The 26756-nt window shown below is 46.0% G+C and carries 22 protein-coding genes and 1 pseudogene; 8 read left to right on the top strand and 15 right to left on the bottom strand.

All coding sequences use genetic code 11. From position 1 onward, the window contains the following. The first annotated feature begins 134 nt into the window (after nt 1–134). A complete protein-coding gene (locus EXY25_RS04145; RefSeq protein ID WP_130565813.1) occupies nt 135–1040 on the top strand; it encodes a hypothetical protein in 906 nt (301 codons plus the stop codon). A gap of 106 nt (nt 1041–1146) precedes the next feature. On the opposite strand, the pseudogene EXY25_RS04140 reads toward EXY25_RS04145, so the two are convergent. The 5 genes and pseudogenes from EXY25_RS04140 to EXY25_RS04120 form a co-directional block, all read right to left on the bottom strand. Next, nucleotides 1147–1832 (bottom strand): annotated as a pseudogene (locus EXY25_RS04140) (transposase family protein). An 839-nt stretch (nt 1833–2671) separates the two neighbouring features. Further along, nucleotides 2672–4321 carry a cryptochrome/photolyase family protein gene (locus tag EXY25_RS04135; RefSeq protein WP_130565812.1) on the bottom strand — a complete coding sequence of 550 codons (1650 nt, stop codon included), beginning with the start codon at nt 4319–4321 and terminating at the stop codon, nt 2672–2674. After that, entirely contained in the window at nt 4318–4488 is a 171-nt protein-coding gene (locus EXY25_RS04130; protein ID WP_130565811.1) for a DUF2256 domain-containing protein, read from the bottom strand. The genes EXY25_RS04135 and EXY25_RS04130 overlap by 4 nt, the downstream gene beginning before the upstream one ends. Before the next feature lie 19 nt (nt 4489–4507). Further along, nucleotides 4508–5935: a DASH family cryptochrome gene (locus EXY25_RS04125; protein WP_207232101.1), complete on the bottom strand. Its 1428-nt coding sequence runs from the start codon at nt 5933–5935 to the stop codon at nt 4508–4510. 1200 nt (nt 5936–7135) lie between these two features. Then, nucleotides 7136–8290 (bottom strand): IS110 family RNA-guided transposase, encoded by a 1155-nt coding sequence (locus tag EXY25_RS04120; protein WP_130565810.1) that lies wholly within the window; start codon nt 8288–8290, stop codon nt 7136–7138. A gap of 568 nt (nt 8291–8858) precedes the next feature. Between EXY25_RS04120 and EXY25_RS04115 the strand changes: the two genes are divergently transcribed. Together EXY25_RS04115 and EXY25_RS04105 are read left to right on the top strand one after the other, a co-directional pair. Further along, the gene (locus tag EXY25_RS04115; RefSeq protein WP_130565809.1) at nt 8859–9290 is read left to right on the top strand and encodes a flavin reductase; all 432 of its coding nucleotides are present in this window, start codon (nt 8859–8861) and stop codon (nt 9288–9290) included. 485 nt (nt 9291–9775) lie between these two features. Next, nucleotides 9776–10093 carry a hypothetical protein gene (locus EXY25_RS04105; RefSeq protein WP_130565807.1) on the top strand — a complete coding sequence of 106 codons (318 nt, stop codon included), beginning with the start codon at nt 9776–9778 and terminating at the stop codon, nt 10091–10093. 277 nt (nt 10094–10370) lie between these two features. Here EXY25_RS04105 and EXY25_RS04100 read toward each other — a convergent pair whose 3' ends face one another. The 4 genes from EXY25_RS04100 to EXY25_RS04085 all read right to left on the bottom strand — a co-directional run bounded on the left by EXY25_RS04100 (nt 10371) and on the right by EXY25_RS04085 (nt 14522). After that, a complete protein-coding gene (locus tag EXY25_RS04100) occupies nt 10371–11936 on the bottom strand; it encodes an outer membrane protein assembly factor BamB family protein (protein ID WP_130565806.1) in 1566 nt (521 codons plus the stop codon). A 98-nt stretch (nt 11937–12034) separates the two neighbouring features. Then, nucleotides 12035–12625, bottom strand: a complete 591-nt coding sequence (locus EXY25_RS04095) for a hypothetical protein (protein ID WP_130565805.1) — start codon at nt 12623–12625, stop codon at nt 12035–12037. A gap of 41 nt (nt 12626–12666) precedes the next feature. Beyond that, nucleotides 12667–14235: a PQQ-binding-like beta-propeller repeat protein gene (locus EXY25_RS04090; RefSeq protein ID WP_130565804.1), complete on the bottom strand. Its 1569-nt coding sequence runs from the start codon at nt 14233–14235 to the stop codon at nt 12667–12669. Nucleotides 14236–14249: 14 nt separating this feature from the next. Further along, on the bottom strand, nt 14250–14522 hold the full coding sequence (locus tag EXY25_RS04085) for a hypothetical protein (protein WP_130565803.1): 273 nt from the start codon (nt 14520–14522) through the stop codon (nt 14250–14252). 431 nt (nt 14523–14953) lie between these two features. Here EXY25_RS04085 and EXY25_RS04080 point away from each other — a divergent pair, with 431 nt between their 5' ends. From EXY25_RS04080 to EXY25_RS18865, 3 genes are all read left to right on the top strand, one after another. Further along, on the top strand, nt 14954–16828 hold the full coding sequence (locus tag EXY25_RS04080; protein ID WP_130565802.1) for a GGDEF domain-containing protein: 1875 nt from the start codon (nt 14954–14956) through the stop codon (nt 16826–16828). A 182-nt stretch (nt 16829–17010) separates the two neighbouring features. Beyond that, nucleotides 17011–17778 (top strand): hypothetical protein, encoded by a 768-nt coding sequence (locus EXY25_RS04075; protein ID WP_246019494.1) that lies wholly within the window; start codon nt 17011–17013, stop codon nt 17776–17778. Nucleotides 17779–17781: 3 nt separating this feature from the next. Next, nucleotides 17782–18012 (top strand): hypothetical protein, encoded by a 231-nt coding sequence (locus EXY25_RS18865; RefSeq protein ID WP_246019493.1) that lies wholly within the window; start codon nt 17782–17784, stop codon nt 18010–18012. 619 nt (nt 18013–18631) lie between these two features. Here EXY25_RS18865 and EXY25_RS04070 read toward each other — a convergent pair. Further along, entirely contained in the window at nt 18632–18901 is a 270-nt protein-coding gene (locus EXY25_RS04070) for a glutathione S-transferase C-terminal domain-containing protein (RefSeq protein WP_130566048.1), read from the bottom strand. A gap of 358 nt (nt 18902–19259) precedes the next feature. On the opposite strand from EXY25_RS04070, the gene EXY25_RS04065 reads away from it, so the two are divergent. Further along, the gene (locus EXY25_RS04065) at nt 19260–21371 is read left to right on the top strand and encodes an RICIN domain-containing protein (protein ID WP_130565801.1); all 2112 of its coding nucleotides are present in this window, start codon (nt 19260–19262) and stop codon (nt 21369–21371) included. Nucleotides 21372–21620: 249 nt separating this feature from the next. Here the strand turns inward: EXY25_RS04065 and EXY25_RS04060 are convergent, their stop codons facing one another. The 4 genes from EXY25_RS04060 to EXY25_RS04050 all read right to left on the bottom strand — a co-directional run bounded on the left by EXY25_RS04060 (nt 21621) and on the right by EXY25_RS04050 (nt 24066). Continuing rightward, nucleotides 21621–22199, bottom strand: a complete 579-nt coding sequence (locus EXY25_RS04060; RefSeq protein ID WP_130565800.1) for an SEL1-like repeat protein — start codon at nt 22197–22199, stop codon at nt 21621–21623. Then, entirely contained in the window at nt 22196–22633 is a 438-nt protein-coding gene (locus tag EXY25_RS18860; RefSeq protein ID WP_246019492.1) for a hypothetical protein, read from the bottom strand. Before EXY25_RS18860 ends, EXY25_RS04060 begins: the two co-directional genes overlap by 4 nt. Next, nucleotides 22623–22883, bottom strand: a complete 261-nt coding sequence (locus tag EXY25_RS18855) for a hypothetical protein (protein ID WP_246019491.1) — start codon at nt 22881–22883, stop codon at nt 22623–22625. Before EXY25_RS18855 ends, EXY25_RS18860 begins: the two co-directional genes overlap by 11 nt. Nucleotides 22884–23391: 508 nt before the next feature. Next, on the bottom strand, nt 23392–24066 hold the full coding sequence (locus EXY25_RS04050) for a glutathione S-transferase (RefSeq protein WP_130565799.1): 675 nt from the start codon (nt 24064–24066) through the stop codon (nt 23392–23394). Between the two features lie 130 nt (nt 24067–24196). Here EXY25_RS04050 and EXY25_RS04045 point away from each other — a divergent pair, with 130 nt between their 5' ends. Continuing rightward, nucleotides 24197–26527: a peptidase U32 family protein gene (locus EXY25_RS04045; protein ID WP_130565798.1), complete on the top strand. Its 2331-nt coding sequence runs from the start codon at nt 24197–24199 to the stop codon at nt 26525–26527. A gap of 43 nt (nt 26528–26570) precedes the next feature. On the opposite strand, the gene EXY25_RS04040 is transcribed toward EXY25_RS04045, so the two are convergent. Continuing rightward, complete coding sequence (locus tag EXY25_RS04040; RefSeq protein WP_114336314.1) at nt 26571–26753, bottom strand: hypothetical protein; 183 nt, start codon at nt 26751–26753, stop codon at nt 26571–26573. Nucleotides 26754–26756: the final 3 nt, after the last annotated feature.

The following is a 26756-nucleotide window of genomic DNA, read 5'->3' as shown; positions in this document are numbered from 1 at the left end:
ACGCAATTGCACTCCGGCCGCTGAAAAGCGCGGCCTCCGTGGGACTGGCTTAGCCAGCCCATTCGTGAAGCTTAAGCTTTCTAAGGAGTCTCCGCATTAAACGTGTTTTTCCAGTTTTTTTTGTAGTTCTTATATTGGGGCTATTAGCATTCTTTTCTCAAAAGCGAATTCCTATTCCCACTGGTGATGCGGAAGATTATTGGGAGTTTGCTTGTGGAGTAGAGCTTGAAGCATTTGATGGGTATTTCCCTTATGCGCACTGGACAGGAATTTTTCCCAATAAGGGAGATTGGTACTTCTACTATTACCAAGAACATCATGGGCGTCATGTTTATAAAGTGAGTAAGCAGTCTCTACTTAAACAAACTGAGGATGTTTTTAAGCTTCTTGACGTTAAAATTGAAAGTTCAGTTCAATCTATGGGGAGAAATGATAGCCTCAGTGGAAAAAATACTCGAAGGTTAAGCTGTCTAAAGGCTAAAGAAACCGTAGATTCAAATAAAGAAGAGTTTATAGACGCAATTAGTAACCAAAGTAAAAATCAAGAAAATACAGCTAGTGCTCTCGATAGTTTTGATCTTCAATGGGAGCGAAGTAATAGATATTGGGTTTCAATTGTTTTTGAAGCAATTTTTTTACCTCTGTGGTGGTTGTTTAGTTTTCATGGGGGCGTATTCGGGAAATATAACAGTAAAATTTCTGTAAGGCTTGCTGTTTCTCCGCTATTACTATTCACACCATTCTATCTTGGTTATACCCCATATTTGTTTTCCTCAGGGGGCTCTGGTGGGATCTTATACCCTTTGCTTGCTATGTTGGGAAGCATTCCGTTTATCTGGATCCCATATAACTCTTTTGATATTGGTTTTTTAAATATGCTACCAAGACCATTGGCATTTATATCACAGGTACCTTCTTCACAAATGGCTGTAAGCTTTTTTGGTGGAGTAAGCCCTACGATATTATTCACTTACATTGGTGTGGTTTTGGGGGGGAGCAAGTTGATAAATAAATATCGCAGTGCAAAATCAAAAGCATAACAAATGCATTAAAAGGATGATGTAAGCCAGCCGCTTTATTACAAAGAAGAACCGCAAGAAGCAGTCCAATTTACACCGCCTATTATGCGATCGCTGGAGGATCCCCTCATAAATCCTCCAATCCAGCGGTGTGAACCAGCCTTACCAATTCATTGATAGCCCAGCGCATTCGCTGCTCTGAGATAACAAAATCTGATCGCCTTCGAACTTCTTTGCCTAAACGAACAATCGACAACCCAGCTCGCTTTCTGATGGTATTCGCCTGAAAGTGGCGTTGCCATCCAATCTGTTGCGCCACCAAGCCTAACCACCAAAGCATGATTTCTGCGAGCATGGCGATTAGCAGCAGTACATCGTAACGGCGCGGACAGCGCGAGCGACTATGACGCAAGCCAAAGCCGTATTGCGGGCTTTTTAAATCGCGAGCGTTATCGAGCGTCCTTTCACCGAGACAGAAGCCCGCAATGTCATCATTCGTAACTGCTCCCGCACATCAGCCCAATCCACCAAAACAACCGGCATGGGATTGGCACCACATAGCTGCCGCGCGTGCCACTGATATACCGCCAATCGTTCGTTATTCAGATGATGATTGCCCAAAAACCGGTCCATCCGTTTAATGTTGTGCTTGGGCGCCACACGCCCCTCAATGTTCCGGCCTAATTCAGTCAATGACAAGCTGTCGCCATCAAGCAACGATTGTGTGGCAACTATCAGGGAACTCAGGCGTTTTTTGTGAATTTGCGGACACTGTTGTGCAAGCATTTGGTGTAGGATTTGAACTTCGCGAATCCCGACTGCCTCCGTGCAGGGTGAGATAGGATTTGTTTTTGGCGAAATTAATTAGATCAAACCACGGGGTGCGCGTCTACTTTTATGAATTTCCTAGGGATTATGAGGGGATTCGCTAGAATGAGGCGTTATGTGTACCGAAGGTTCGGAGCTAAATTGAGCATTTTAGAGTTAATAAGGAATAGGTTTTTCCCCACTTATAATGCAGTCATGTTTTTTGGCTTTAGCCTTTTACTTTGCTATTTTTATTCTGTTCTACATTGGGATGTACTTTTTCAAAATACGGCTAAACTCGATGACAACTTAAATCCAGTATTATTTGATCTACTTTCTTTATTATACAGCTACAAAGTTTTTGCTATTGCTTCATTATTATTTTCTATTTGGGGTTTAATCAGGAAAAACTGTTTTGTTATAAATTTCTTTGTGTCATTATTTTCAATATTCTTAATCATTACAGTGACGTAAGTACACATAACAAGCTGTTCAAGCGGGAAATGTAGTTGACCCGATTCAGTAGACACCAAAGTCAAACAAGGCGGAGGACATCATCCACCCGACTAGGTCGCTAACGGACTCCAGTTTTTTGCTGTTTACTCTGCCCCTGCAGAATTTGAGCAACGCATGTTTAGAAGATGAAGGGGGCAGCCTCTCCCTGATGCTCGCAGGATACCCACCCGAACGGATGGCTAAATGGCTGTTGGTTCACCCTCTCCGCCACGGGATTTTTGGCTATGCTTATTTGTTGGCCAGGTTAGCAAAGCGGGTCAGCAAAATCACCTCATCTGAACCACGATGCTTGTTCGCGCTTTGGTGTTAAAAGAGACTGGCCAACTGCGTTAAAGCGAATCCAGATCTGCCAGATAGGTGCCGGCTTGGCTTAAAACTGCGGTGCGGTTTTCATCACTCATCTTGTCCCAGTTGCGATACACCATACCGATGCGTGGGTTGCGGGCGATGCGGTCACGATGTTCATTCATAAAGTGCCAATAGAGGGCGTTAAACGGGCAGGCTTTCGATCCGGTTTTTTGCTTCACTTGATAATGACAGTTGGCGCAGTAATCACTCATCTTATTGATATAGTTTCCGCTAGCAGCGTAGGGTTTGCTGGCAAGTAAGCCTCCGTCTGCAAACTGGCTCATCCCCCGGGTGTTGGGCATTTCCACCCATTCAATCGCATCGATATAGACGCCGAGATACCAGGCGTCTACTAAGTCAGGATCCATACCTGTGATGAGTGCAAAGTTACCGATCACCATCAAGCGTTGAATATGGTGGCCGTAGGCATATTCGAGACTTTGGCCCAAGGACTCCCGCATACAACGCATCTGAGTTTCGCCATCCCAGAAGTACTTTGGCAGTGTTCTATGGCCATTTAGTGCATTTTTTTCTGCGTATTGCGGCATGTTTAGCCAGTAAATGCCGCGAACATATTCTCGCCACCCCAGGATTTGACGCACGAAACCCTCCACCTGGGCAATGGTGATGGCGCCGACTGCTTGCCGGTATGCTGTAATGGCTGCATCGATCACCTGTTTTGGATGCAACAGCTTGGCATTCATGGCGAAGGAAAGTCGGCAGTGATAGAGGCTCCATTTGGTTTCGCTCTGGCAGGTCATTGCATCCTGAAATCGGCCGAATTTAGGCAGTAGCTGCTGACAAAAATAGTCGAGCAATTGTAGCCCCTGTTGGCGGGTAACTGGCCACAACAGGGCGCTATGATAACTGCCGAAATATTCGACCTTGTGTTTGTCGAGTCGTGCCTTGATATCTGTGACATCATTGGCGAAGCAGAGTGGCTCAGGCAGCGCTTCGATCTCCTGTTGGCTTAGCTTCTCTCTGTTGTTGGCATCGTAATTCCATTGGCCACCTTCGGGTTCATCGCCGTTCATCAGCAACTCATATCGGCGGCGCATTTTCCGATAGAAGGTTTCCATGCGGTGTGCTGTATCTACTTTGAAATAGTGGTTAAGTTCATCGAACGGGAGTAAAAAATGTTCACTGTCCCATATGGTGCGGCTCACACCATCAGGTAGCTGCATGGTCTCTAGTTGCTGTTTTAATCGATACTCATCTGGCCGCTGAAACTCAAAACCGTTGGCGCCCGTGAACGTCAGTATGTCGTTTATCAGTGGTGGCAGGCTCTCATAGGCGTGAGTGTCGTCTAGCGTCAGGTGAAGTACCTGGTGACCTGCGGTTTTTAGTGCGTTGGCAAAGCCCGCCATGGCACAGAAAAAGGCACATATCTTTTGGATATGATGTTTGACGTAACCGGTTTCCTGTTTCAGTTCAGCGATCAGGTAGAGCGTGCCGGGATCGACAGAGCGATACCAGCTATGAGACGGGTTGAGCTGATCACCCAATATCAGTCTGATCCGCTCAGTAGGTAGCAGAGGGCCAGACGGCTGAGTTTGGTCAGCGAGTTCGCCTCTCTTGGAAAGGTAAGTCTGGGCGCGTTCTAAGGCTGACTGCAGTGCTTTATCTATCATGTACTTATTCTCGGATTGGTGTTAGCCGGTTTTCGTTTTGATTGACGGCGACATCGTTCAGAGCAGTATTTGACGTCATCCCATACTTTTTCCCATTTTTTACGCCAGTCAAATGGCCGCTCGCAGATCGGGCAGCGCTTAGATGGAAGTTGAGTTTTCTTGTGCATTGGCGACCCTTCTTCGGCTTCACTTATTCACTGGAACAGAGACCGGCCAATCTGCTGCATCGACGGAGTCGATAACTGCACCGCAGGCACCCTCATCACCATGCCACTTGGCAATGTAGTCACCCTCTGGGTCGAACATCTGTTGCTGTTTTTTGAGATTAAAATGGCGACCCTGACGGGGATCTGCACCCACGCCAGCGATGTACTGCCAGTTGCCCCAGTTGGATGCTACGTCATAATCCAAAAGCTGTTGCTCGAAGTAGTAGGCGCCAGCACGCCAATCGAGTTGCAGTTCGTGAATGAGACAACTGGCGACTATCTGCCTGCCACGATTTGATAGCAGGCCTGTTGCTCTAAGTTGATTCATGCTGGCGTTCACTAAAGGGTAGGGTGTGGTGCCGTTGATCCAGCGGGCAAGCCTTTCGCCATAAAGGCAGCCCGTCACTGGTTTATTGGTGATCCCGCGAAGTTGAAACAGCTTGTTGCCATGCTTGATCGCGTAAAGCTGAAAGTATTCGCGCCAAAGCAACTCAAAGCAGATCCAGTAGGTGCTTTCGTTTCTGCCGTGCAAACGTTGGTACTTTCCCAGCGCCGCTAAAACTTGGGTCGGAGAAAGCGTGCCGTTAGCCAACCAAGGAGAAAACCGAGTGCTGGTGAACTCACCATCAAGGGCGTTGCGGGTTTCCTTGTAGTGACTGGCTGCTGATGTTTGGAAGTAGGCACGCAGAAAGTCTGCTGCTGCATCTTCGCCGCCTTTAATGGGCAGGGAGGTTAACTGAGGTTCCTCTGACGCGTCTGTGGTGCTTGAATAGCCTAACCTGGCCTGCCATTTGTCGACGGGTAAAAGTGCAGGCTGACTTCCTTGCTGATCTATTTCTGTTGGTGGCGGGGGCAGTGATGGCGGGGCGGCCAGCACCTGCGCATCATCATAACTTGGCGCGGCCTGTTCTATCAGCCTGCGAAACTGGGAGAAGGTGTCCGGCAGGGCTTCAACACTCATTGGTAACTCGTCAGGTTGGTAGATGCTTTGCACGGCGGCGCTGATAAATGTTGTGTTTGGAAATCGACTTTGCAGTTGTTGCCAAGGATGCTGCTCCTCACTGGCTACCTGGCGAGCGCGATAGATAGCATCGGGTTGAAGTTGTTCAATCAGGCCGTCAAGGATGGCTGTTGGTTCGCCCTCTGCGTAATGCAGGGTTTGATCTAAATTTTTCAGCTTGGTGTTTAGTGACTGCAATGTCTGCCACTGAAAGCGACGCCTCTCTGCACTCATGCGGCTGACAACAAATCGGTTACCACGGATCTGCTGTGGGCTTTGAATGAAAATGAATAGCAGGTGTTGGCATTGCTGCGCAGCACGCACCAGCAGTGGATGATCTTTGAGCCTTAGATCGTTACTGAACCAAAACAGGCCTAGCCGATATTTTTGTGAGTCGGTTGCGAGCAAGTCGTTTTACCTTTGCGGCGACAAACAAAATTGTTTGTTATCGCAAAGATATACGTTACCTCGAAGCGTTTGGGTTTAAATCTGTATCGATTTGAACGGCTTTATTTAAAAGATAAGAGGAAAATCGGACGCCCGCCCTCTGTAGGCTTTAGCCAACGGGCGCAGGCAATGTAGAGAATCCTCAGCATGCGTGATGTGTAGATCATGTTTAATGGCTAGATAAGAGATGGATACTTCTGTTAACTGTTTTTATGTGGAACAGCATTCTTCTTATCTCCAAAGTATGGCTAACTAGCTTGTTGTTTTTATTGCTTATTTAGCTTTCTCTAGCGTGCATATAGGAACCCTATAACGCCGCATTCCTGCTTTCACCGGCACAGATGAGTGTATAAACAGCCCAAACATGGAGCTAACTGCTTGATAGCTTTAGAGTTGAGGGCGTATATTGGTGAAATAATTGATTGGCGGACGCTGTGGCTTAGTGAGAATTCCGTCTAATACACTGTTATGTGTCCGTAGAATTCTTGGAAAGTAATCAATGAAATTGCTCAAAAGGTATAGAACATTCATCTCTACGATTTCTATTGGTGCTGCTGTTTGGTGTCTGTCTATGGTTGGCTTTCAGATAAGTTACGCTGAGAAGATCTCGAATACAGTAGAAAAGTGTTTTGTTGAGCAACAGGAAAATTGCTCAACGAGGGATATTGGAATAATCAAGGTCAACTTGTCTTTGTGGGATAATTCTGCGAAATACTATCTCTTTATGGCAGTAATCTTTTTTACGACTTACGGCGCCACAGGGTTCTCCGTGAGAAAAAGTCGTGAGTAATCAACACATAACAATGCAAAGCAGTAAAGCAGCTTTCGGCTGCTGGACTCGCTGCGCTCGCCCCTGTTTGCGGCGTTGGTATGACTCCCACTGTCAAGTTTGACGCACTGATCCGTGCTAAAAAACTAGCCATCGTTTTCTTCTAAAAAAGAGCTGATACATCAGATGAAGCCGGTACTTTCGTCGGTTGCTATGCTGGTATCCGTGGATTACTCATTTTCATGAGCAGCGCCTACCTTACTTGTTCCGCCGTGGCACCTGTCTTCAGTCTATGTTCGTGGATCAACCGTTTGCGCGGTTGCCATCCTAACGCCGTCGGTGGTTGTGCCACACCCGTGGCTTGATCCAATGCATCAGCTCACTACCTGTTGTCATGCTGGCACCCGCGCCAGACGATTTGCTGGAACCACGTGACTGAGTACCACTTCTCGAGCAATGGCCCAGATATAAGCGATCATCTCTCTGGCGATCGCGGCGATCGCCACGTTGTAATGCTTACCGCGCTTCATTAGCCGCTGATAACGACGGCATAGCCGCAGCTGAGCCTGCCAGGCGATATCAATGATCTCCTGACCTAATGATTCTTGTCGTTTTTGCATCTCGGTGGAGATATTGGCGGCATAGCGATAAGAATGTGCCCCTTCAACCAATAGCCTGCGGGCCCGATGATTACCGGATTTAGTTATTGCCCCCAGTTTTCGTTTATCACTGCTGGTGTGCTCACTGGGGACTAACCCGAGATAACTCATTAACTTCCTGGGGTGGTCAAATCTGGTTAAGTCGCCCAGCTCTGCGATCACACCCACGGCAACCAATAGACGCACCCCGCGCATCGCCTGTATTGCTTTGACGACAGGGTAGTAACGCCAGCGTTTCACATGGTGAAGTAGTTCATTATCCAACCGCTCCAGTCGTCGCATGCGCTCAGAGACGGTTTGAATATACTCCTGTAACACGATCTGCTGTGCAGGATGGGGAAGCACTAGTTCGGTCAGCCAGCGGAGATGTTTCGGTGACCAGTTATCTTTTACAGTGCACTGAATGTGATTACGCAATAACAGCGCCTTGAGCTGATATTTGGCGGCTTTAAGGTCCTTCATGCAGGCTTCTCTGGCACGGGACAGATCCCGTATTGCTTCGTCTTCAGGCTCAGGTACGTAGATGGGGGTGAGATCGCCATTACGAATACAACTGGCGAGCTTAATTGCATCCCTGCGATCGGTTTTAACCCGGTCACCAGGCTTCTTGGGGATAAGGGAAGGGGCAACGACGTAACAAGAGTGCCCAAGGCTGGTTAAGAGGCGGTAGATCCAGTAACCGCAAGGGCCGGCTTCGTAAACAAAATGAAGCGTGTGGTTGGGATATTTAGACGTAAATTGTCGGGCCAATTTGGAGAGCGCAGCCTTGGTGCTGTTTACTCGGCCAAAGTGTTTAATTTCAGCGCGTTGACGATCTTCACAATAAGCGACTTCAGAGAAGGTTTTGTGCGTGTCTAAGGCGATAAAAAGTATGCTACTGTAATTCATGCTGACCTCCAGCTTGTATTGTTGACACATACATTATGGCTCTGGCTTTTAGCTAACCCACGAAGGCGGAGGTCAGCACCTTTTGTGGGAGTCATATTGTCTATACGTATGGGGCATGGAGTGGCTAATAAAACATATCCTAAGAATACTGGGTGGGAAAACGTCGAATACCGATTCGAACTGAGCAATTCCGATAATGAAAGGGTGAACTTCATTCTCAACGAAGCTTGTCATGTTTTCTACTATCACGCAGACGGAAACTGGAAGTTGGTATACAAGGATAAGTACGCTCTGGATTTGCTCGAAATTTTGGAGCGGAATTCTGGGTTGAAAGACGAACTTATCGAAACAGGTGATCGTGTCATAAAGATGATTACCTATCGGGCGAACGAGTTGAGAGCCAAGCGGTAATGGCTGCTACAAAACCTACAGTGGTTCAGTTCAGGCATATAACAATCAAATTAACCAAAGCACTCGTCGCTTCACTCCTCGCGGTGACAAGTGTTACGACGCGGCGGAGCCGCTGGCCTTTGCCCGTGCTTGCGGCGTTATACCTCACGGAGGATTTATGTTTGTAAATGGAGTTGGTGTAGTCCTTTGTGGAAGTGCAGAAGACTATGTCGGTATGTCTATCGCGTGGCTTACGAAGGTTGAAAAGGATCATGTTCTGATCTCAGTACCTAAAGGCGCACTAGGTACTGAAAAACTACTCGAAGAAGGCCGGTTCACGCTTAGTCTTTTAGCTGAAACTCAAACCGAAATTGCACGCCAATTTGGTGGCAGCAAGCAGAAAGTTGTAGTGGAGAAAGATCAGACTTTTTTGTTTTCAACTGACTGGGGCACGCCGGCTGTGGGCGAGTGTAGTGGGGTATTTCTTTGTGAAGTAATAAGTTCTTCTGAACTAAATGATCAAGTGTTGGTTATCGCGCAATTATCTGGGCCTGTCGCTTCCACAGAGCTGAGCCCGCTGGTTTTTCGTAAATCAGACTTCTTCGCTTAGCGCGAGGTATAACAATGCAAGTTATTGACTCGTCGCTTTGCTCCTCGGGGACAACGGCGACGAGCCGCTGTTCGTTGCCGATGCTTGCGGCCTTAATTGTCAAGAAATGGATTTGAAGATTTCGATATAGATTGCGAGAAACACGGTAAAGGTATAGCTGTCACAGTTTGCTGTCACTTGGTTAAGAATAATGGCGCTCCATTAGGCTTTATCGAAAATAGTTCTGAGCCCGGCGACTTCCAAGGTTGGTGCTACGCCTGTGAACATATGTTCTCGCAGGAAGAAGATAAGACAGAACGCTTTCGCAAATTTTGTAATTTTTCTGTAATTTGTGAAGAGTGCTATCGCAGTATAAAAGAGCACCACGAGTCAAACACTTAGCAGGCCAAAACTGTTCATGCCAGCCATAAACAGCAACGCGGCATTGGACGCTATTTCGCTGCGCTTCATTGCGCCAATGTTTAGGAACGTTAGGCATATTTCGTATGAATAGAGATTTAGAGTCGTTCTTCGATACTTTAAAACTCAACTCCGTGACGACTGAGTACTTGCCAGATTGGGTCGCGGATCTTGCCTTCGCTAGCATTAACGAAGGCAATGTAACTGAGATTTTGAAACTTTTGGCCAGAGCTGAAGGTGGAGCAAACCTCAAGTTCTGGGAAATGATAAACGAAGCCCCCACAACTGCAAAAGGTTGGAAGGAACTCCATTGTATTGGCAGCGGAATAGATCCCGAGCAATACAAGAAAACTCATAGGCGCGTTGTAGAGATTGTCAGGAAACAGCAGGATCCTATCCAGTAAAATGCCAATGCGCTTTTCAGAAAGTATATGCCTAACAAAGCGCTTAGATAGCGGTCGCTTCGATGCTCTGAGATAACAAAATCTGATCGCCTTCGAACTTCTTTGCCTAAACGAACAATCGACAATACAGCTCGTTTTCTGATGGTGTTCGCCTGAAAGTGGCGTTGCCATCTAATCTGTTGGGCTCTTCTGCATTCAATTTGAATCAGCTTGGTATTTTTATACTGTTCTTGTGTTTATTCAGGTTTGCCGTATAGGGGGCACGGTTTTCGGATAGTTAGCCTGCAACAGTTCCACTGATGATTTGTTTTAGCTCTGATAAAGCCGGTTCATTAAATTGCGCTGTCGGCGCTGGAATACGATCATCGATCAATGGCGGTACTTGCGCGGCAAAGGCCAACAGCGCCTCGCGGTAGCCATTCGCCATCGTCTCATCATCAAGCAATGCCAGATATGTCAACGTCTCGGAGATCTGTGCGCTGTCATCGGGTCGACGCCAGACATATTTGTTTTGCAGCGCAGGGAGTTCTGGCAACAGATCGTCTAACGTCTCTTTGAGTAGCAGGCTGCCCTGTTTTTTCGCTTCCCGCATGGCGGGCTTAAGCGTTTTTAACCACGCCGTCATCATGTTTTCTTTGTGTATACGAGCCATCGATGGAGATCCCTCTAAGTAAGGATCCCGGGCACGGTTTACCCACAGCGCGACTAAAAACGGCAGCTCGCGCAATAATTGCCATTGCCTGTCGCTAAATCGGCGGCGTAATGCCAGCGCCTTCTTCGCGGCAGGAGTGCTGAGCGTAAAGTCTGGTAATTGGTACCATCCCAAACGCCGCCCTTGACCATCTAACACCATAAAGCGATCTTCGAAGAAATCGATAAAGTCAAAGTTAATACCGTCACGTACTATCTGACGATACAAAATTTTGTGCTGTTCGGTGTCGTAAATGCTAATACAACAGCCGTCGAACAAATACAGTCGCCCTTGGTAGCTGTAATAGTGATTATCTGAAAGTGCAAAAGGCCTTTCTATTTCAAATGCCCCTTGCTTTTCACCGCTGACAGGGTCAAGTTCGTAAATAAGACCATAGCTATGACCGGTCTTTTCAAGCAACTCAGAAAAATACAGCTTCGACGCACCACAAAGTAAACACAAATTTCGCTCTTCTAGCCCATCAGTACTGCTTCGCCAACGTATTTGATTATTGGCGATATCAAAACCAACCGTCTTCTTTGCGCTGTCGATGAGCAGCAGGTCTTGGTAGGAGTATTCATAGAAATAAGAGTTTTTCGGAAATTCCTCGATAAGCTCAGAATTGCGCCATAAAATCTCGCCATCAGATAGCCGGTAACAAAGATACTCGGTCTCGGTCACCACAATCAGCCGCTCGCCCACCAGTTTAAAGCGTTTCGATTGCATCTCATCAGGCAACACGGCTTCCCATTTAAGCGTCAGCGAATCGTTGTCATAGCAGTACAGGGTGTTAGCAGGTTTTTTTCTTTCGAGTACGAGATACTCTTCATTTCTTTTGAGGGCGACGATATTTGAGATGGACAAATCATTAGATGATCGAAAAGTTTCTTCGCCGGTGCGAATATCTAGAAGTATGGCCTCTTTTTCAAAGAGGATTGACGTACAGTGCCTATACACATCAAGACAGCCCCACCACATTGATTCCTCGGTCGTGTAGTGCCATAGCAACTCGGTGGTTGAGATAGAGTAAGCGTAGATTTCTCTGCCTTTGGAGACGACCCAGATATCACCGTACTGAAGCGGACGTCGGTAATCTCCCCGACCTTTTAAATGCGCCAATTTCAGTACGCTGGGTTTCATTGCTTTTGCCATCTGTTTGTTCCAGTTACTAGGGGTTCAGTAAAAAAGATCAAATACCACATCAAACGAACAAAACACCACACCATAACGAGGCGCAGTAAATGTTCGGGTTAAGATTCATCAATAAAAACTTCTAAAGGATCATCGCTGTTATCCCTTATAAACTCAGCGATTTGCTCTAAATCTTCGTAGGGATCTATCGTCGGGGAGCATCGGTAGAAGCCGTCCAAAACCTCGCTGTCATCGGCTAAGTCCTGGAGAAATTTGGCTATCTCGTTAGCCGTTAAAATACGCTTATCAAATCGACGAAAAGCGTCTGTTTGGGACTCAAACACCTCATCGGTTTCAACATTACGAATGCTATAACAACCGACAACATCTTTATCTTTACTGAACTGACGTTTGTATTTACGTAGGTTATCCCAGTCAATATTGGGTTCTTGCTCATCATGATCGCAATGGGTGACCAGATCGTGCCCGTGGTGTTGTTCTAAAAACGCTTTGAGATCTGCAATGTCTTTAGGTACAAGACTGATCGCCTGCAATGCATCGTAAATCCAACCAAAGCTGCAAAAAACACCATCATCATGCTCAATACGATTTGGCGCTATATTTACGTTGTCCCCCACCAAGCCTGCGTCACCTACTTCTGGCCCTTCGGCATTACACGTTTCACAATAATTACTAAAAGCCAGCCCCATGATTAACTTCCTTTTTTTTAAATGACAGGCGCGCGAATAGTTCAGCCTGCAACAGTTCCACTGATGATTTGTTTTAGCTCTGATAAAGCCGGTTCATTAAATTGCGCTGTCGGCGCTGGAATACGATCATCGATCAATGGCGGTACTTGCGCGGCAAAGGCCAACAGCGCCTCGCGGTAGCCATTCGCCATCGTCTCATCATCAAGCAATGCCAGATATGTCAACGTCTCGGAGATCTGTGCGCTGTCATCGGGTCGACGCCAGACATATTTGTTTTGCAGCGCGGGGAGTTCTGGCAATAGATCGTCTAACGTCTCTTTGAGTAGCAGGCTACCCAGTTTTTTCGCTTCCCGCATGGCGGGCTTAAGCGTTTTTAACCACGCCGTCATCATGTTTTCTTTGTGTATACGAGCCATCGATGGAAATCCCTCTAAATAAGGATCCCGGGCACGGTTTACCCACAGCGCAACTAAAAACGGCAGCTCGCGCAATAATTGCCATTGTCTGTCGGTAAGTCGGCGGCGTAATGCCAGCGCCGTCTTCGCGGCGGGAGTGCTGAGCGTAAAGTCTGGTAATTGATACCACCCCAAACGCCGCCCCTCAATATCTAACACCACAAAACGATCTTCAAAGAAATCGATAAAATCAAAGTTAATGCCGTCACGTACTATCTGGCGATACAATATTTTGTGCTGTTCGGTGTCGTAAATGCTAATACAACAGCCGTCGAACAAATACAGTCGCCCCTGGTAGCTGTAATATTGATTTTCTGAAAGTGCAAAAGGCCTTTCTATTTCAAATGCCCCTTGCTTTTCACCGCTGACAGGGTCAAGTTCGTAAATAAGACCATAGCTATGACCGGTCTTTTCAAGCAACTCAGAAAAATACAGCTTCGACGCACCACAAAGTAAACACAAATTTCGCTCTTCTAGCCCATCAGTACTGCTTCGCCAACGTATTTGATTATTGGCGATATCAAAACCAACCGTCTTCTTTGCGCTGTCGATGAGCAGCAGGTCTTGGTAGGAGTATTCATAGAAATAAGAGTTTTTCGGAAATTCCTCGATAAGCTCAGAATTGCGCCATAAAATCTCGCCATCAGATAGCCGGTAACAAAGATACTCTGTCTCAGTCACCACAATCAGCAGCTCGCCCACGAGTTTAAAGCGTTTCCATTTCATCTCATCAGGCAGCACGGCCTCCCATTTAAGCGTCAGCGAATCGTAGTCATAGCAGTACAGGGTGTTAGCAGGCTTTTTTCTTTTAATAACGATATATTCTTCGCTTCTTGCTACTGCTAAGGCATTGGTGATGGAAAAGGTGTCAGAGAAGCGAACCGCTTCGGTGCCGGTGCGAATATCCAGCAACACAGTGTCAGTAGAAAGTGTCAATACCACACAGTGCTTAAACACATCATGACAAGAACCCCAACGCAGGCGTTCTTCCGCAGTATAGTGCCAAAGCAACTCCGTGGTTGAAATAGAGTAACCGTAGACTTCTGCGCCTTTGATAACCACCCAGGTATCACCGTGCAGCAATGGACGTCGCCAATCTCCCCGACCTTTTAAATGCGCCAATTTCAGTACACTGGGTTTCGCTGCTTTTGCCATCTGTTTGCTCCAGATTAGTAAGGCGTTGTTTCGCCCAAAAAGGTCAAAGTAGCGCCAAGAATATTATTTGGATCGCCGGCCTGCCCCAGTGCGCTTTTTATTGCATTGGCAGGTATCTTATATTTTGAGCGGCTCTTATTTAAGGCCTGCGATAACATCTTTAGTGTTGCCTGCGTTGTAATGGCTAAGGTTTTTAACCTTAATGCGATGCCCTTCAGCAGCCAAAATATCAAAAAAGCGTCAAATGAGTCCTTTAAAGTAATATTTAGGGCCTTTTTTACCCTCATTTAGGCGACGTATAGCTTTCACATCATCCTGATGCCTGTAGATATCTTCCAGTTTCTCTCGGGCGCTTGTTCCATTACTTGGCGAAATTTTCACTGTCCGCTTGCGTTAGTGATGCCATCGATGTGCCTTTTGGCAAGCACAAGGCTCGCACGAAAACTGTTGGTCTAGGGGCTTTGCTCTGGTGTGCATTAGGACGAAGCTATTTACTTGGCGGAACCGATTTGCGGCATCAACATCCTGACGATGACTAAAATTTCATTAGATAGATCACACCTTTGTCATTGAACCGGTCCTGCCGCACCGGGATATCTCTAATAGTGTGAATTGCCGCATTCGTTGCCAGATGGGATTTCCCTTATAGTTTCAGCATTCATCGGCAGTTATCTATTTCACTGTTGATTCGCAACTCTATTTATCGAGACCCTATTTGTTGACCCGAAGAAAACCGATAATCACTTGGCTATCAGCCGTTCTGTTATTGCTATCCATGTTGACCTTTGCGGTAGATGCTGCGGCAGATGATGCTGCGACCTTGGTTGAGATAAACTCGATAAGACAGTTGATCAAAGAGGGCGATATTGGTCATGCCAAATTGCGGTTTCAGGGGGTAGAGCGCCCAGAAGATGATTACGCCATCTGGATGGCTGAGTACTATCTGACTGAGGCAGAGTTGATGTTTGCCCTGAACCCCACTGAAGTTCGAGAGATCCGGGCTGTGATCGGTTTGGCCCAAGGGGAACTCTCTTTACGGATCGGCTCGCCGCTATATGCGGATGTATGGCTATTACAACTGCGCCTGAATGCGACAGATCGTGAACTGGATTCGGTCATGAGCCAAATTGACCAGGTCGTAGAGTTAGCGGTAAGCCACAAACGTCCAGAGCTTGCGATAGAAGCGCTGTTGTTTGCCGCCGAGTTAACGAATGAATATGGATTCAATTTGCTTGGTTTTGAGCTGCTTCAGCGTGCGTCCGCCATTGAGTCCGGTTTAGGCTCTGCGCGGATGGAAGCGGAACTCGCCCTTGCTTATGGTAAGTTTTATGGTTCCACGCTCATTTTAAAACGTTCAATATCAGAGTTGAATCTAGCGCTTGATTACTTCAAGTTGCACGGACCGTTTCGACGCTATATTGATAGCCATATTGCGATTGGTCAAAGCTACTTTCTAACGTCAGATTACCAACAAGCAGAAGCGCATATATTGCTGGCGGAACGGCTGGCCAGCGAATCGGATCTTGCCGCTCAGCACCGCGATTCTGCGTACGCATTGGCCAGGATACGTTTGGCGCAAGGAGAGTGGCTACAAGCACGCGAATATGCTCTGAAAGCATTAGCCCTTAGCATTTCTCTGACTGATCAATTTGATTTCTTTAAGATGCGCAGCAAAATCGCGCTGGCGCAAAACGACCTGTGGACGGCAGAAGCCGCGCTAAATCGTGCTTTCCAGCACTACAACCAACTTCCCCAATCAAAGCAGGAGACCCACAGCGGAATTGAAGTGTGGCAATTGTCTGCAATGCTGGCCGCGGGCAAGGAGCGCTTTCAACAGGCTTGGCACTACGCCCAAAAATATGAGGCGCTTGAACAACAGGCGCAACGAAAAGTCGGTACTAGTGGTATCGAAAGCCTATTGATTGAATTGGATGTGACGCAATTGAACAGTCGTAACCGCCGTCTGCTTGATAGCAACCACGAGTATCAAACAAAATTGGCGGTTGCAGCAGAACGCTTGCGTATGCAGAACATCATTGATCTGCTGACGGTAATTCTTGTTGTATTCATGATCGCTTTCTTTGCTCGCCTGGTTTACGAGAAGCGGCGTTTGGCCCTGCTTGCCAACACCGACGCTCTGACCGGACTAAATAATCGTCGAGTGGGCTTGGAACGCACGCAAACGTGGTTAAGCCAACACCCCGATAAAGAACTAAGCGTTGTGCTTATTGATATCGACTTTTTTAAGAAAGTTAATGACCAACATGGGCACCAAGTAGGGGATCAGGTGTTACAGCAGTTTGCGCAGATCCTTCGTGACCATTGTCGCGGCAAAGATATCGTTGCTCGTTTAGGCGGTGAGGAGTTTCTGTTGGCGCTTCCTTGTGATCAACATAATGCAATGCAACGCGCCGAAGCGTTGCGAGCGAGCTGTGAACAAGCGCAGTTTTCCAATGGCCTACGTGTTACCGCCAGTTTTGGTGTGGTCGTCGGCAAAGGTCATCCATTCGAACTGCTGTATGAAAAAGCCGACCAAGCGCTCTATCAAGCGAAGCGTGAACGGAATAAGGTGGAGCTGGTTTCAATAGCGTGAGCGTCGTTGCATCTTTCTTGCGTGCATAAACGAACCTCATAACGCCGCATTCTCGTTTTCACCGGCACAGATGGATGCAGGCAGTCTCCTCTTCCTTCTAACTGCTTGATAGTTACAAAGTCGGGAGCGTATATTGGTGAGGTGGTTGATTGGCCGACGCTGTTAAGGGGTAAGAATAGTAGGTGAAAAAATCACAAATAGTAGAAGACAAAATTATTTCAGCAGTGAGAACGTTTGCTAGCTCTATAAACCCGAGTGGCAAAGTCGTAGCTGATATGTCTGAACTAATTGAAGTGACATCTCAGTTGCCTCTTTCGAGTTTTGATTACTGGGAACGTTTTATTCGTTCAGAATTTCATTCAGCTATTAGGGAGTCTACTCCCTCGAAGTGGAAAGTATGGTCAAAACCCAAGGAATTAGTAACTTGGATTGATCTTATTAGCTGGGATGGTTACAAACGCGAGAAAGCGCTGCGAGCCTTGTCTGGGACTGCCCCGAACACTTTCTTTTTTTCTCTTGCGGTTCGTCGACTCAACGATTGGGTGCCTCAAGTCCGCAGAGTCGCAAGGGAAAAACTTCCTGAAATAGCAAGTTCGGCTGATCCTAAATATGTAGTTGAGGCTTTATGCGTCACGCTTTCGAATTGGAACTCACGGGGCAGAATAGAAGAAGCAGATAAAGAGGTGCTTTTGAAAATTATCTGTAAAAAGGAAATAGCAGAGTCCCTTCGGTCTAAGTTAGTTTCATCTGCTTCTGGACCTATGCCATCACTTTTATCTCAGCTTGGGCGCACACCGATACTTGATGGGAGAATTGAAAAAATAGCTAAGTCCGCTATTCAGCCTTCGGTGCGAGCTAAGGCATACCGCAGCTTATTTGAAGGTCGAAAGTGGGAGTGGACGGATATACGGTACTGTGAAGGCAGACTAAAACCTATCGTTGGTGAATGAGCGTTGGAAGTTGAAACTCCACTATTAGACTTACTGGAACTGTCATCTGAAGATCGCTCATCTATCGTTAGACGCGTTTCAGCAGAGATATTGATACGGGAGTTAGGCAATCTAGATTCAAAAGCCAGAGCGCTTGCTGAGCGTTTTGCCTCAGATAGCTCGCACTCTGTATCTGAAAGGGGGGATTTTGCCTTAAAGAAATTGGAGGAGGCGGCACGTGCCGATGTCTCTTAACAATCGCATGTTGTTTAGCTGTTTTTCCAGTGCGCTACCAACCATCTGTGTATGAAAGTGTTATGGTTTTATTATGAATAAAGATCAACTCTGCAGAATGTTAGAACATGACCAAGGTTTAAGTTGTTCAGTGTGTAGGAAAGAGAGCAAGAAGCACTGGACTAACTCAGATGGTCTAGAAAACGAACTCACTAAGGTTGGTGACGTTGAACCCGAAGATAGTAGGGGGTACGACGAATATAAAGAACAAGGTTCAAACCCTTTTTCGGAGACTGCGCCGCTTAGCCTATCTTATTACCCCTATAACTGTAGTAGCGTATATAAATGTGGCTCCTGTCATGCTGTCATCTTAATCTATTTAGAGACCGGTGGTCATGGTGCAAGGTATCAAGCAAGGTGGGCTCAAAGTGGCTTGGAGATAACGCCCTAAGTTAGGCATGTAGCACAGCCACTGAGTGGCTTAGGCATCTTTCTAGGTTCGTTTTGTATTTACCACTTACGTCAGCACAAAACGCTGTAAGCTACGTTTGCCGTTGATGACTATGCTAGTGGAGCGCTTTATAAATGCCTGTCTGGCAGAGTTATGTGGCAGTTTGAGGTATTGTCTGTTCCCTGAACTTTATCCCCCAAAAACAATCTCCTTACGGTTATCCAGCCACAGTGGGTGCTTTGCCATGACTTTGGTGAAAAAGGGGCTCTGCAAGTAGCTGTTCAGCCATCGTCTTAGGTTAGGGTAGGCGGACTGTAAGTACCACTGACGCTCTACTTGGGCAAACTGACGGATAAAAGGCAGCAGGGCGATGTTGGCCAGACCCTCTTGGTTATTGAATAAAAAGGCGTTGTTGATTAAGCGGCTTTCAAGTTGTTCTATATATTTCTCACAATCTATTCTGCAACGCTTCGGTTAAGACGCGGAAACCTCTATCACAGTCATTCAAAAGCACAAGTTGTTGAAGCGCTCACCTTAGAATTCCTATTACCGTCAACATTAAACATTTGAAGCTTTCGCGCCACGTAACTTGTGTTAACTATTTGTTGGTTATAGGCTGCTACAGCTGTATGGATGAATTATTAAGTTAGTAATATTTAACTTAGTTATCAATGAGATACTTGATTGCCTTAGGCGTCTTTGGCGGCATTGATTGCAGTTGTTGAAGTGGCAGTAGTAGAAGTCGTTACAGTGCTTGCAATAGGTGTTTTTACACCTGTTTTAGTGGTGAACAATTTAACAAAAATGGATTATTTTTATGACGTTAAGAACGAAGCTCTCGTTAGGTGTCGCTATGGCGATTTCCATGACCGCCTCTTTTTCTGTTTTGGCTGCGGCTGTGAGCGATGCTAACTGGCGCAATTTAGAGTTACGCCATAGTGGTATGTGTGTTGATTTGGCCGGGGGGAATACGGCAAATAAGGCTCCGTTTCATCAATGGACATGCAGTAAAGAGAACATCAATCAACGTATTGGGTTTATTGACCGTGGTAATGGCTTTTACAGCCTTAAAATCAAACAAAGCGGTAAATGTTTGGAAGTGAAAAATGCTGATACACACAATGGTGCCGAGATCCAGCAATGGCCTTGTGACGCGAATAGGTTAGCCCAGCAGTTTCAGCTTGAAGATTCGAGCGAGGCCTGGTTTAAGCTAAAAAACCTAGTGACGAACAAGTGTGTGGATGTTTACGGTGCTTTGATGAGCAGAGGTACTAAGTTCCACCAATGGGAGTGTTTAGCTGAGCATCCAAATCAGGAGTTTCGGTTTATCTACGATACAGGCAATGCGGGCGGAAGTGTTCAGCCTGAAGCGCCGGGTAATGACCTTATTAAGGTGGAAGCGGAGAATTTTGTTGATTACGGCGGCACGTTTGACGATAAACAAGCGGCGCCAGTGAGTACCTATAGCGTTGCGGGGCAAGGGGCTATTAATTACATTAATAGCCAGGACTTTGTTGATTACGTTGTTGATGTTAGCCGCGCCGGCATGTACGAAGTGGTTTTCAATGCGGCGACCAATGTTGCGGCAAATTCAGCCATTGAGCTCTTGGTGAATGAAAATAGTCGGTGGGTGTCGTATGCGCAAGTGGCGGTACCCAAATCGGGTTGGGATAACTTCGCTGAGCTAACCGCTGCCGCCAAGGTTAAGCTACCTGCAGGTAAACAAAAAGTGCGAATTCACGCGCTGGGTAGCAATGCATGGCAGTGGAACCTTGAGTCATTTACCTTCACCTGGAAAAGTGATGTGGTGACAGGTCCTGTGGACCCCGTTGATCCTGACACTCCAGTTGATGTGAATGAGATTGCAAAATCAGGTTATGCCGCACACAACTTAGATACTTATGCTGTAGCCAGCTTGCCTGTGCCTGCTCGCATTGCTGAAAATCAAAAGTGGGTTGAGCAAACAGCCCAATCGGATAACTTCAACTATGTATTCGAAGCAAAAAATACCCTCGCCAATTTTGGTCCGGGAAATAAGTGGTATAACTTCTATCACAATCAGTGGGGTGGTCCAGGCGCGACTTATTGGCAGTATGATCATGTTTCGGTCAATGGCCGAGAGCTCGAGATCCGTGCTTCTCGTAACCCAAGCTTCAGCAAGATGAATGCAGCAGGTGTTAACGCCGGTTGTATCACGTCGAACAGCCGTGTTGTCTATCCTGTGTTTGTTGAAACCAGCGTCAGTTTGGCCAATATATCGCTCGCGTCAGACGTCTGGTTGTTGAGCCCCGACGATACGCAAGAAATCGACATTATTGAGGCTTATGGCGGAGTGAACTACTTCGAGCAGTTTATTCACTTAAGCCATCACTCATTTATCCGCAGTCCATTTACTGATTATCAACCTCGTGACCATAACAGTTGGTTTGGTCGTAATGATGTCACTAGCTGGGGGGATTACACTTGGGATAACGGCAATCGTAAATATGTGCAAGTGGGTGTGAACTGGGTGTCTCCCAAACACTTTGAATACTACATCGACGGTGAGTTAGTGCGTGTTGTCTACCACAATGCATTTGCCACTAAGCTGAAAGATGGCACCTGGAGCTATACCCAACCTTATTTGGATGGCAACGGTAACGTTGCGTTTAATGGTGGTTATCAGGCCGTTAAGCTACATGGCAGTGACCAAGCGTTCTCCATGACGGCTTTGCAGACGGCGAGTGACACAAACAATGTATCGGCGATTGATCCTCTTGGGTTTCAGGGAGGGCTTGGATTTACTAAACCTATGGACATCATTATCAACATCGAATCGCAATCTTGGTTGGTTGAAGACAACAGTCCTTCTGATTCTGATTTAGCCGACCCGGCTAAAAATACTATGAAGGTGGATTGGATCCGCGTATTCAAACCCGTCGCTAAATAGCAGGCGTTGGTTAGAGTCAAAGCGCAGCTTAGGCTGCGTTTTGATTCTGTTACTATCCCTCCAAACGATCAAAGGGTCAATCAATTGGTCTTTGGTAATTATTGGGCTAGGTTGCCGCATTGATAACGATGGTAAAATGACTGTTTTTTGCTACGGACCTGATGGCGATGTGTGGCTTCAAGTGTTACTTATTAGAGCTGAATATATTTAGGATTCAGCCCTTGTTTTATTTTGATTGCTAATAAAAAATCATATGGATTGTTTTAATTCTTCCATTTTTCGAATTAAGACTGTTTTATGATCTTCATCTGTTACGTTGTCTATTAGAAACTGCAGATGCTCTGACGCTTTTTCCTTGTTTTTAATTCTACTGTAAAGTTCATACAACTCCTGATGGGCAAATATTAGCTGATTTTGGTTAAAGTTTTTACTGTCGGCATGGCCCAAATAGCGGTTTAATAGGTTGATTGCCAAGGGATAATCCCGCTCAACGAAGCCTGTGTGACTATATATCCATGCTAAATCTATAAGGGCATTTGCTTCACCGGCTTTTACGTGCTTTTTGGCTTCAGCGACATAGCGCGAACCATCGCCTGTGTGTAAACCTATAACTGACAATGATTCCCAGCTACCCATTTCATAAGCTTTTTCGCACCAAGCTTCTACTTGATCAGGGGCAAACATCAGGCTTTTTTGGCATTGACTTGCGACGGTGTTGAGGGTGAGGTTAGGATCGTTGATATCATGATCCGGCCATAGTCCGCTTGCGTAAGCAGAACTTAAACTTGTGCCTGTTAACAATAGTACGACACCTATCTTCGTTATCATTGCAGACTCCCGTCGGCATTGACACGCTTGGTTGGAAGGTGTACTTGGAAAGATTTGACTGTGGGTTCAATATTTATTTTTCGGTGAACACGGTAAAAATATTTATTTTTAAGGGCTTCTGTTTCATCAGAAAAATCCATACAGTTATTTTCATTTCTACAAAAAAAACCGCCAGTAAAATCTATGAATCTTATTTTTCTAATGTTTTGTTTCTGCATTAAGCTGTCTACTCCAGGCTGAAATTGTGCAGAAGATACAGCATGGAAACGATGCATAAATGCCACTACGCGATGAGTTGCTGACTCTTTAAGAATACTGGTAATGTTCTCTGACCAGTCAATATTTCGTTTTGTGTGTGTATTTATACACATTTTAGCTTTGGCTTGGTCATAGCTGCATCTTTTGTCAAAGACAGCCATTTGCTCAACGCTCATATCTAGCGCAACTATTTTTAGACCTACATCTCTGGCTGCTTTGACCTGTTCTTTGGTAAAAGGCAATTTTTTCTTGCATATTTTTGGGTAACATCTCAATGGCAAAATGAGTGAAACCAGCAAGTTTTAATTGTTTAATGGCCTTTATTGCTTCGAGCTTATAGCCAGGAACGTTGTGCATTGATTCTCCAATCAATACAAGTCTTGCATCACCAGCCATGGTTTTATAATCGACATTGGTTTCGATCATTAATCTCTTCCTTGTGATTATATTTAATTGTTTCAGTATCCTATTATTTCAAATGTCTATATTTAGGTGATTCTAAATCAGCTTTAGACATACATCTTTGGATATTAGATTATTCTTGAGTAATCCGTGCACCAAGTGAGAAAGTGCTCCAATCTCATTGAGGTTTTAGTTAAAACTATGACGTTCAATACTAACTGTTTAGTAAGTGCCAACCAAGCTGTATGTTAGTTGCCCAAGTTATTTTGTAAACGCTTGTTTTGGCGGGTGATACGTTTAGAGCGTTGTTCTGTTTATTCGTATGACAGTTACCATGCCGCGACTCGATAAGATGATGGTTTAGCTAAGTAGAGAAACCGTGCGGAGGTTTTAATTGGTACATAGTCAGTTCTCGGTTGGTCAGCAGTCAAGTATAAGCGGTGACTTAAGCTCAATGAATGAGGGGCGGCACCTATAGGATGCGAGAAGGTTGATGAAGCCGTGTTTTGTTAATACCTCTCTAAGGTGTCCTTTATCCTCCAAAAACAATCTCCTCACGGTTATCCAGCCACAGTGGGTGCTTTGCCATGACTTTGGTGAAAAAGGGGCTCTGCAAGTAGCTGTTCAGCCATCGTCTTAGGTTAGGGTAGGCAGACTGTAGGTACCATTGACGCTCTACTTGGGCGAATTGGCGGATAAAGGGCAGCAGGGCGATGTCGGCCAGACCCTCTTGGTTATTGAATAAAAAGGCGTTGTTGATTAAGCGGTTTTCGAGCTGTTTTATATATTTCTCACAATCTATTCTGCACTCAATCATGTTGTCTTCATGATAGCGCTTGGCGCATCTATATTTTTCTAAGCAGGTTTTAAACTCACTGTCGAATATATGAATTAGACCTAGCATCTCAGTTAGGGCATGCGGAATCTCTTTTTGTAAGAGATTATTTGGGTCTGATTGGTGTAGCGCCCAAAGCATCACGTCTAAGCTTTCGTCGATGACGCTGCCATCGCTAAGCACTACAACTGGCACGGTGGCTTTAGGTGATGCTTCGATCATCTCTTTGGGCTTATCGCTTAACACGACATTTCGCAGGGCGACGGGCTGTTTGGCCTTAAAAATCGCCATACGAGCACGCATCGCGTAGGGACAGTTTCTGAGTGAATAAAGCACGGGTAGCGCGCTAGCTTGGCTGTTGTCTGCGTTCATTGTTTTCGATTTGTTTTGATCTGGGAGTGACCCGCATAGCAACCCACTTTAAGGTATTAATCAGAGAAATACATGAGTAATATTGCGCCCTTAATACTAAGCCGACTGACTTGCTGGATCCCCTTGCCACATGACTCCTAAAATCGAACTGTTAGCGCCCGGTGGCGACATTGATGCCATTAAAGCCGCAATCATAGCGGGTGCGGATGCCGTTTATTGTGGTTTGGATACCTTTAATGCACGAAATCGTGCCGCTAACATTTCATTTGATGAGTTGGTCGGTGTCATTCGGTTAGCGCATCACTATGACTGCAAAATCTTTTTGACGCTTAATATCGTTATATTGGAGCGCGAGTTTAAGCCGTTAGTTAAGTTACTGAGTCGGTTGGCGAATACCACTCTCGACGGTGTAATTGTGCAAGACTTAGGCTTGCTTTATGTGCTTAATGAGTACTTTCCGTCATTGGATATCCATGCCTCTACCCAGTTAACTACACACAATGTTGGTCAAATACCTTTCCTTAAACGGTTCGGCGTGTCGCGTGTGAATCTGTCGAGAGAATTAAACCTACGTGAAATCACTGCCATGGCGAGCGCTGGGCGTGAACACGATGTGCTGACAGAGGTGTTTGTTCACGGGTCATTGTGTATCGCCTTTTCTGGCCTCTGTTATTCCACATCCGCCAGCGCTGGGAATTCAGGTAACCGTGGCCGTTGCAGCCAAGCGTGTCGAGAAGAGTATGAAACGACGCCATCGGGTAATAACTTTCCGCTAAATATTAAAGATAATTCAGCCTTCTTCGACCTACCTAAGCTTATCGATGCGGGGGTGCACTCTTTCAAAGTGGAGGGACGGATTAAAGGCGCTGGCTATGTTCATACGGTGATCGATAGCTTCCGCAAACAAATTGATGGTTTTGTTGCTACGGGCGAATTGCTCGAGGACGGTGAGCGACTGTATAAAGTCTTTAACCGTGATTTTTCCAACGCCTTCTTGCGTGGTGATCTAAACCAATCGATGTTTATTGAGAACCCGCGCGACAACTCTAAGTCTTACGCCATTGAGCAAAGCAATGCTATCTCTGTTGTTGAGATCCAAGAAGTTGAGCAGACGTTGGGGGATGAGAAAGAGCAAATCAATGTCGATGTATCCGAGAAAATAAAGCATTTATCGATAGAGAAGATATCCCTGCGTATCAAATTTTCCGGCACCGTCGGTCGCCCTTTATCGATCACTTGCGTCACCCAAGCGTATGTTCCCGGCAGCCTCTCGCAAGAGGAGAAAACGGTCACGCTGCAATCTCAGGGCGTGTTGGTGGCAGCGAAAGAGAACTGCATTGATCAAAGCGCCATTGAAAAACGATTTAATAGCTTTAACAACGCAAGCTTTGATTTGATAGCACTAGAGTCAGATGGGGTAGAGGAGGGCGTTAGCATTCCTTTTAAAGAGTTATCACGGTTGAAAAGAGAGCTGCATGCGGTTTTGACGAATAACACCCCTGTGTATGCTGAAGTGACTCTGCCCAAGCTGGCACGTCATCGTAAAAATGAAGACGTTAGCGCGGGCTCAGGTGCCAGTGAGTTGGCAGCTAACCCAGCCAAGCTATCCATTTTGATTTGTGACGATACCGACTTGGATCTGTCGAATGTCACTGATGCCGACATCTACTTCAAGTTGCCTGATGCCTATAAGCGGGGCTGCACCAAGTATGTTGATTTCTTCAATGAAAACCCCAATTTGATCCCGTGGTTTCCCGCCGTATTGATTGGCAAAGATTTTGATGTGGCACTTAATATTCTGGAGCAGGTGAAGCCGCCGCTGATCGTGACAAACAACACCGGGATCGCCAACCGGGCATTTGAGCTCGGCATTAAATGGATCGCCGGTCCGTTCTTAAATACAACCAATTCATACAGCTTGCTGGCGATGAAAGAATACTTTGATTGTGCAGGTGCGTTTATTTCCAATGAGATAAGCCAGCAGCAAATGAAGTCGATTGCGCGACCTGAAAACTTCAAACTGTTCTACAGCATTTACCATCCGATTTTGCTGATGACCAGCAGGCAGTGCTTCTTTCAGCAGAGTGTGGGGTGTGAGAAGCCACGTATAGATAATGGTTGTATGTTGTCTTGTGATAAGTCGACCAGCATTACCAACGTGAAGGGAGCGTCCTTTGCTATTGATAAGCAAAAAGCGGGCTACCCCAGTATTTACAACAGCGATCAGTTTTTGAATATGGCGATCATTAGCGAGCTGTCAGATCTGTTTGATGGTTTCATGATCGACCTGACCAATATCGGCTCTGGTGGCAAAGAGATGCCAGACAAAGCCACTCTGATTAAACAGTTTGAACACCTACTCAATGAGCAAGGCTCATCCGCAGTATATGAGACTGCGCAAGCGACCATCAACGATATGGTGATTGAGTCGACCAATACGCAGTATCACAAGGGGCTGTAATCTCCCGAGATTTACGCTTCTGAGTTTTATATGGCTAGCTGACTTATGAGTCCCCTTTAAGTCGGCTAATGCCTACGTAGAGCAGGCCAATAGTCAGTACTATCGGGAGCAAAGGATTTCTTCCTTCTGCTTCCGGTTGTACTTCGATAAATAGATTGTATCCAATCCACCCGCCAAGTATTAATCCCAAGCCTAAACAGATAATGCCAAATAGTTTTCCTAGCATCTG

The sequence above is a fragment of the Corallincola spongiicola genome (assembly GCF_004284785.1).
Lineage (GTDB): Bacteria > Pseudomonadota > Gammaproteobacteria > Enterobacterales > Neiellaceae > Corallincola > Corallincola holothuriorum.
Note: the sequence above shows the minus strand (reverse complement) of the source record. Positions and strands in the feature narration are given on the sequence as shown.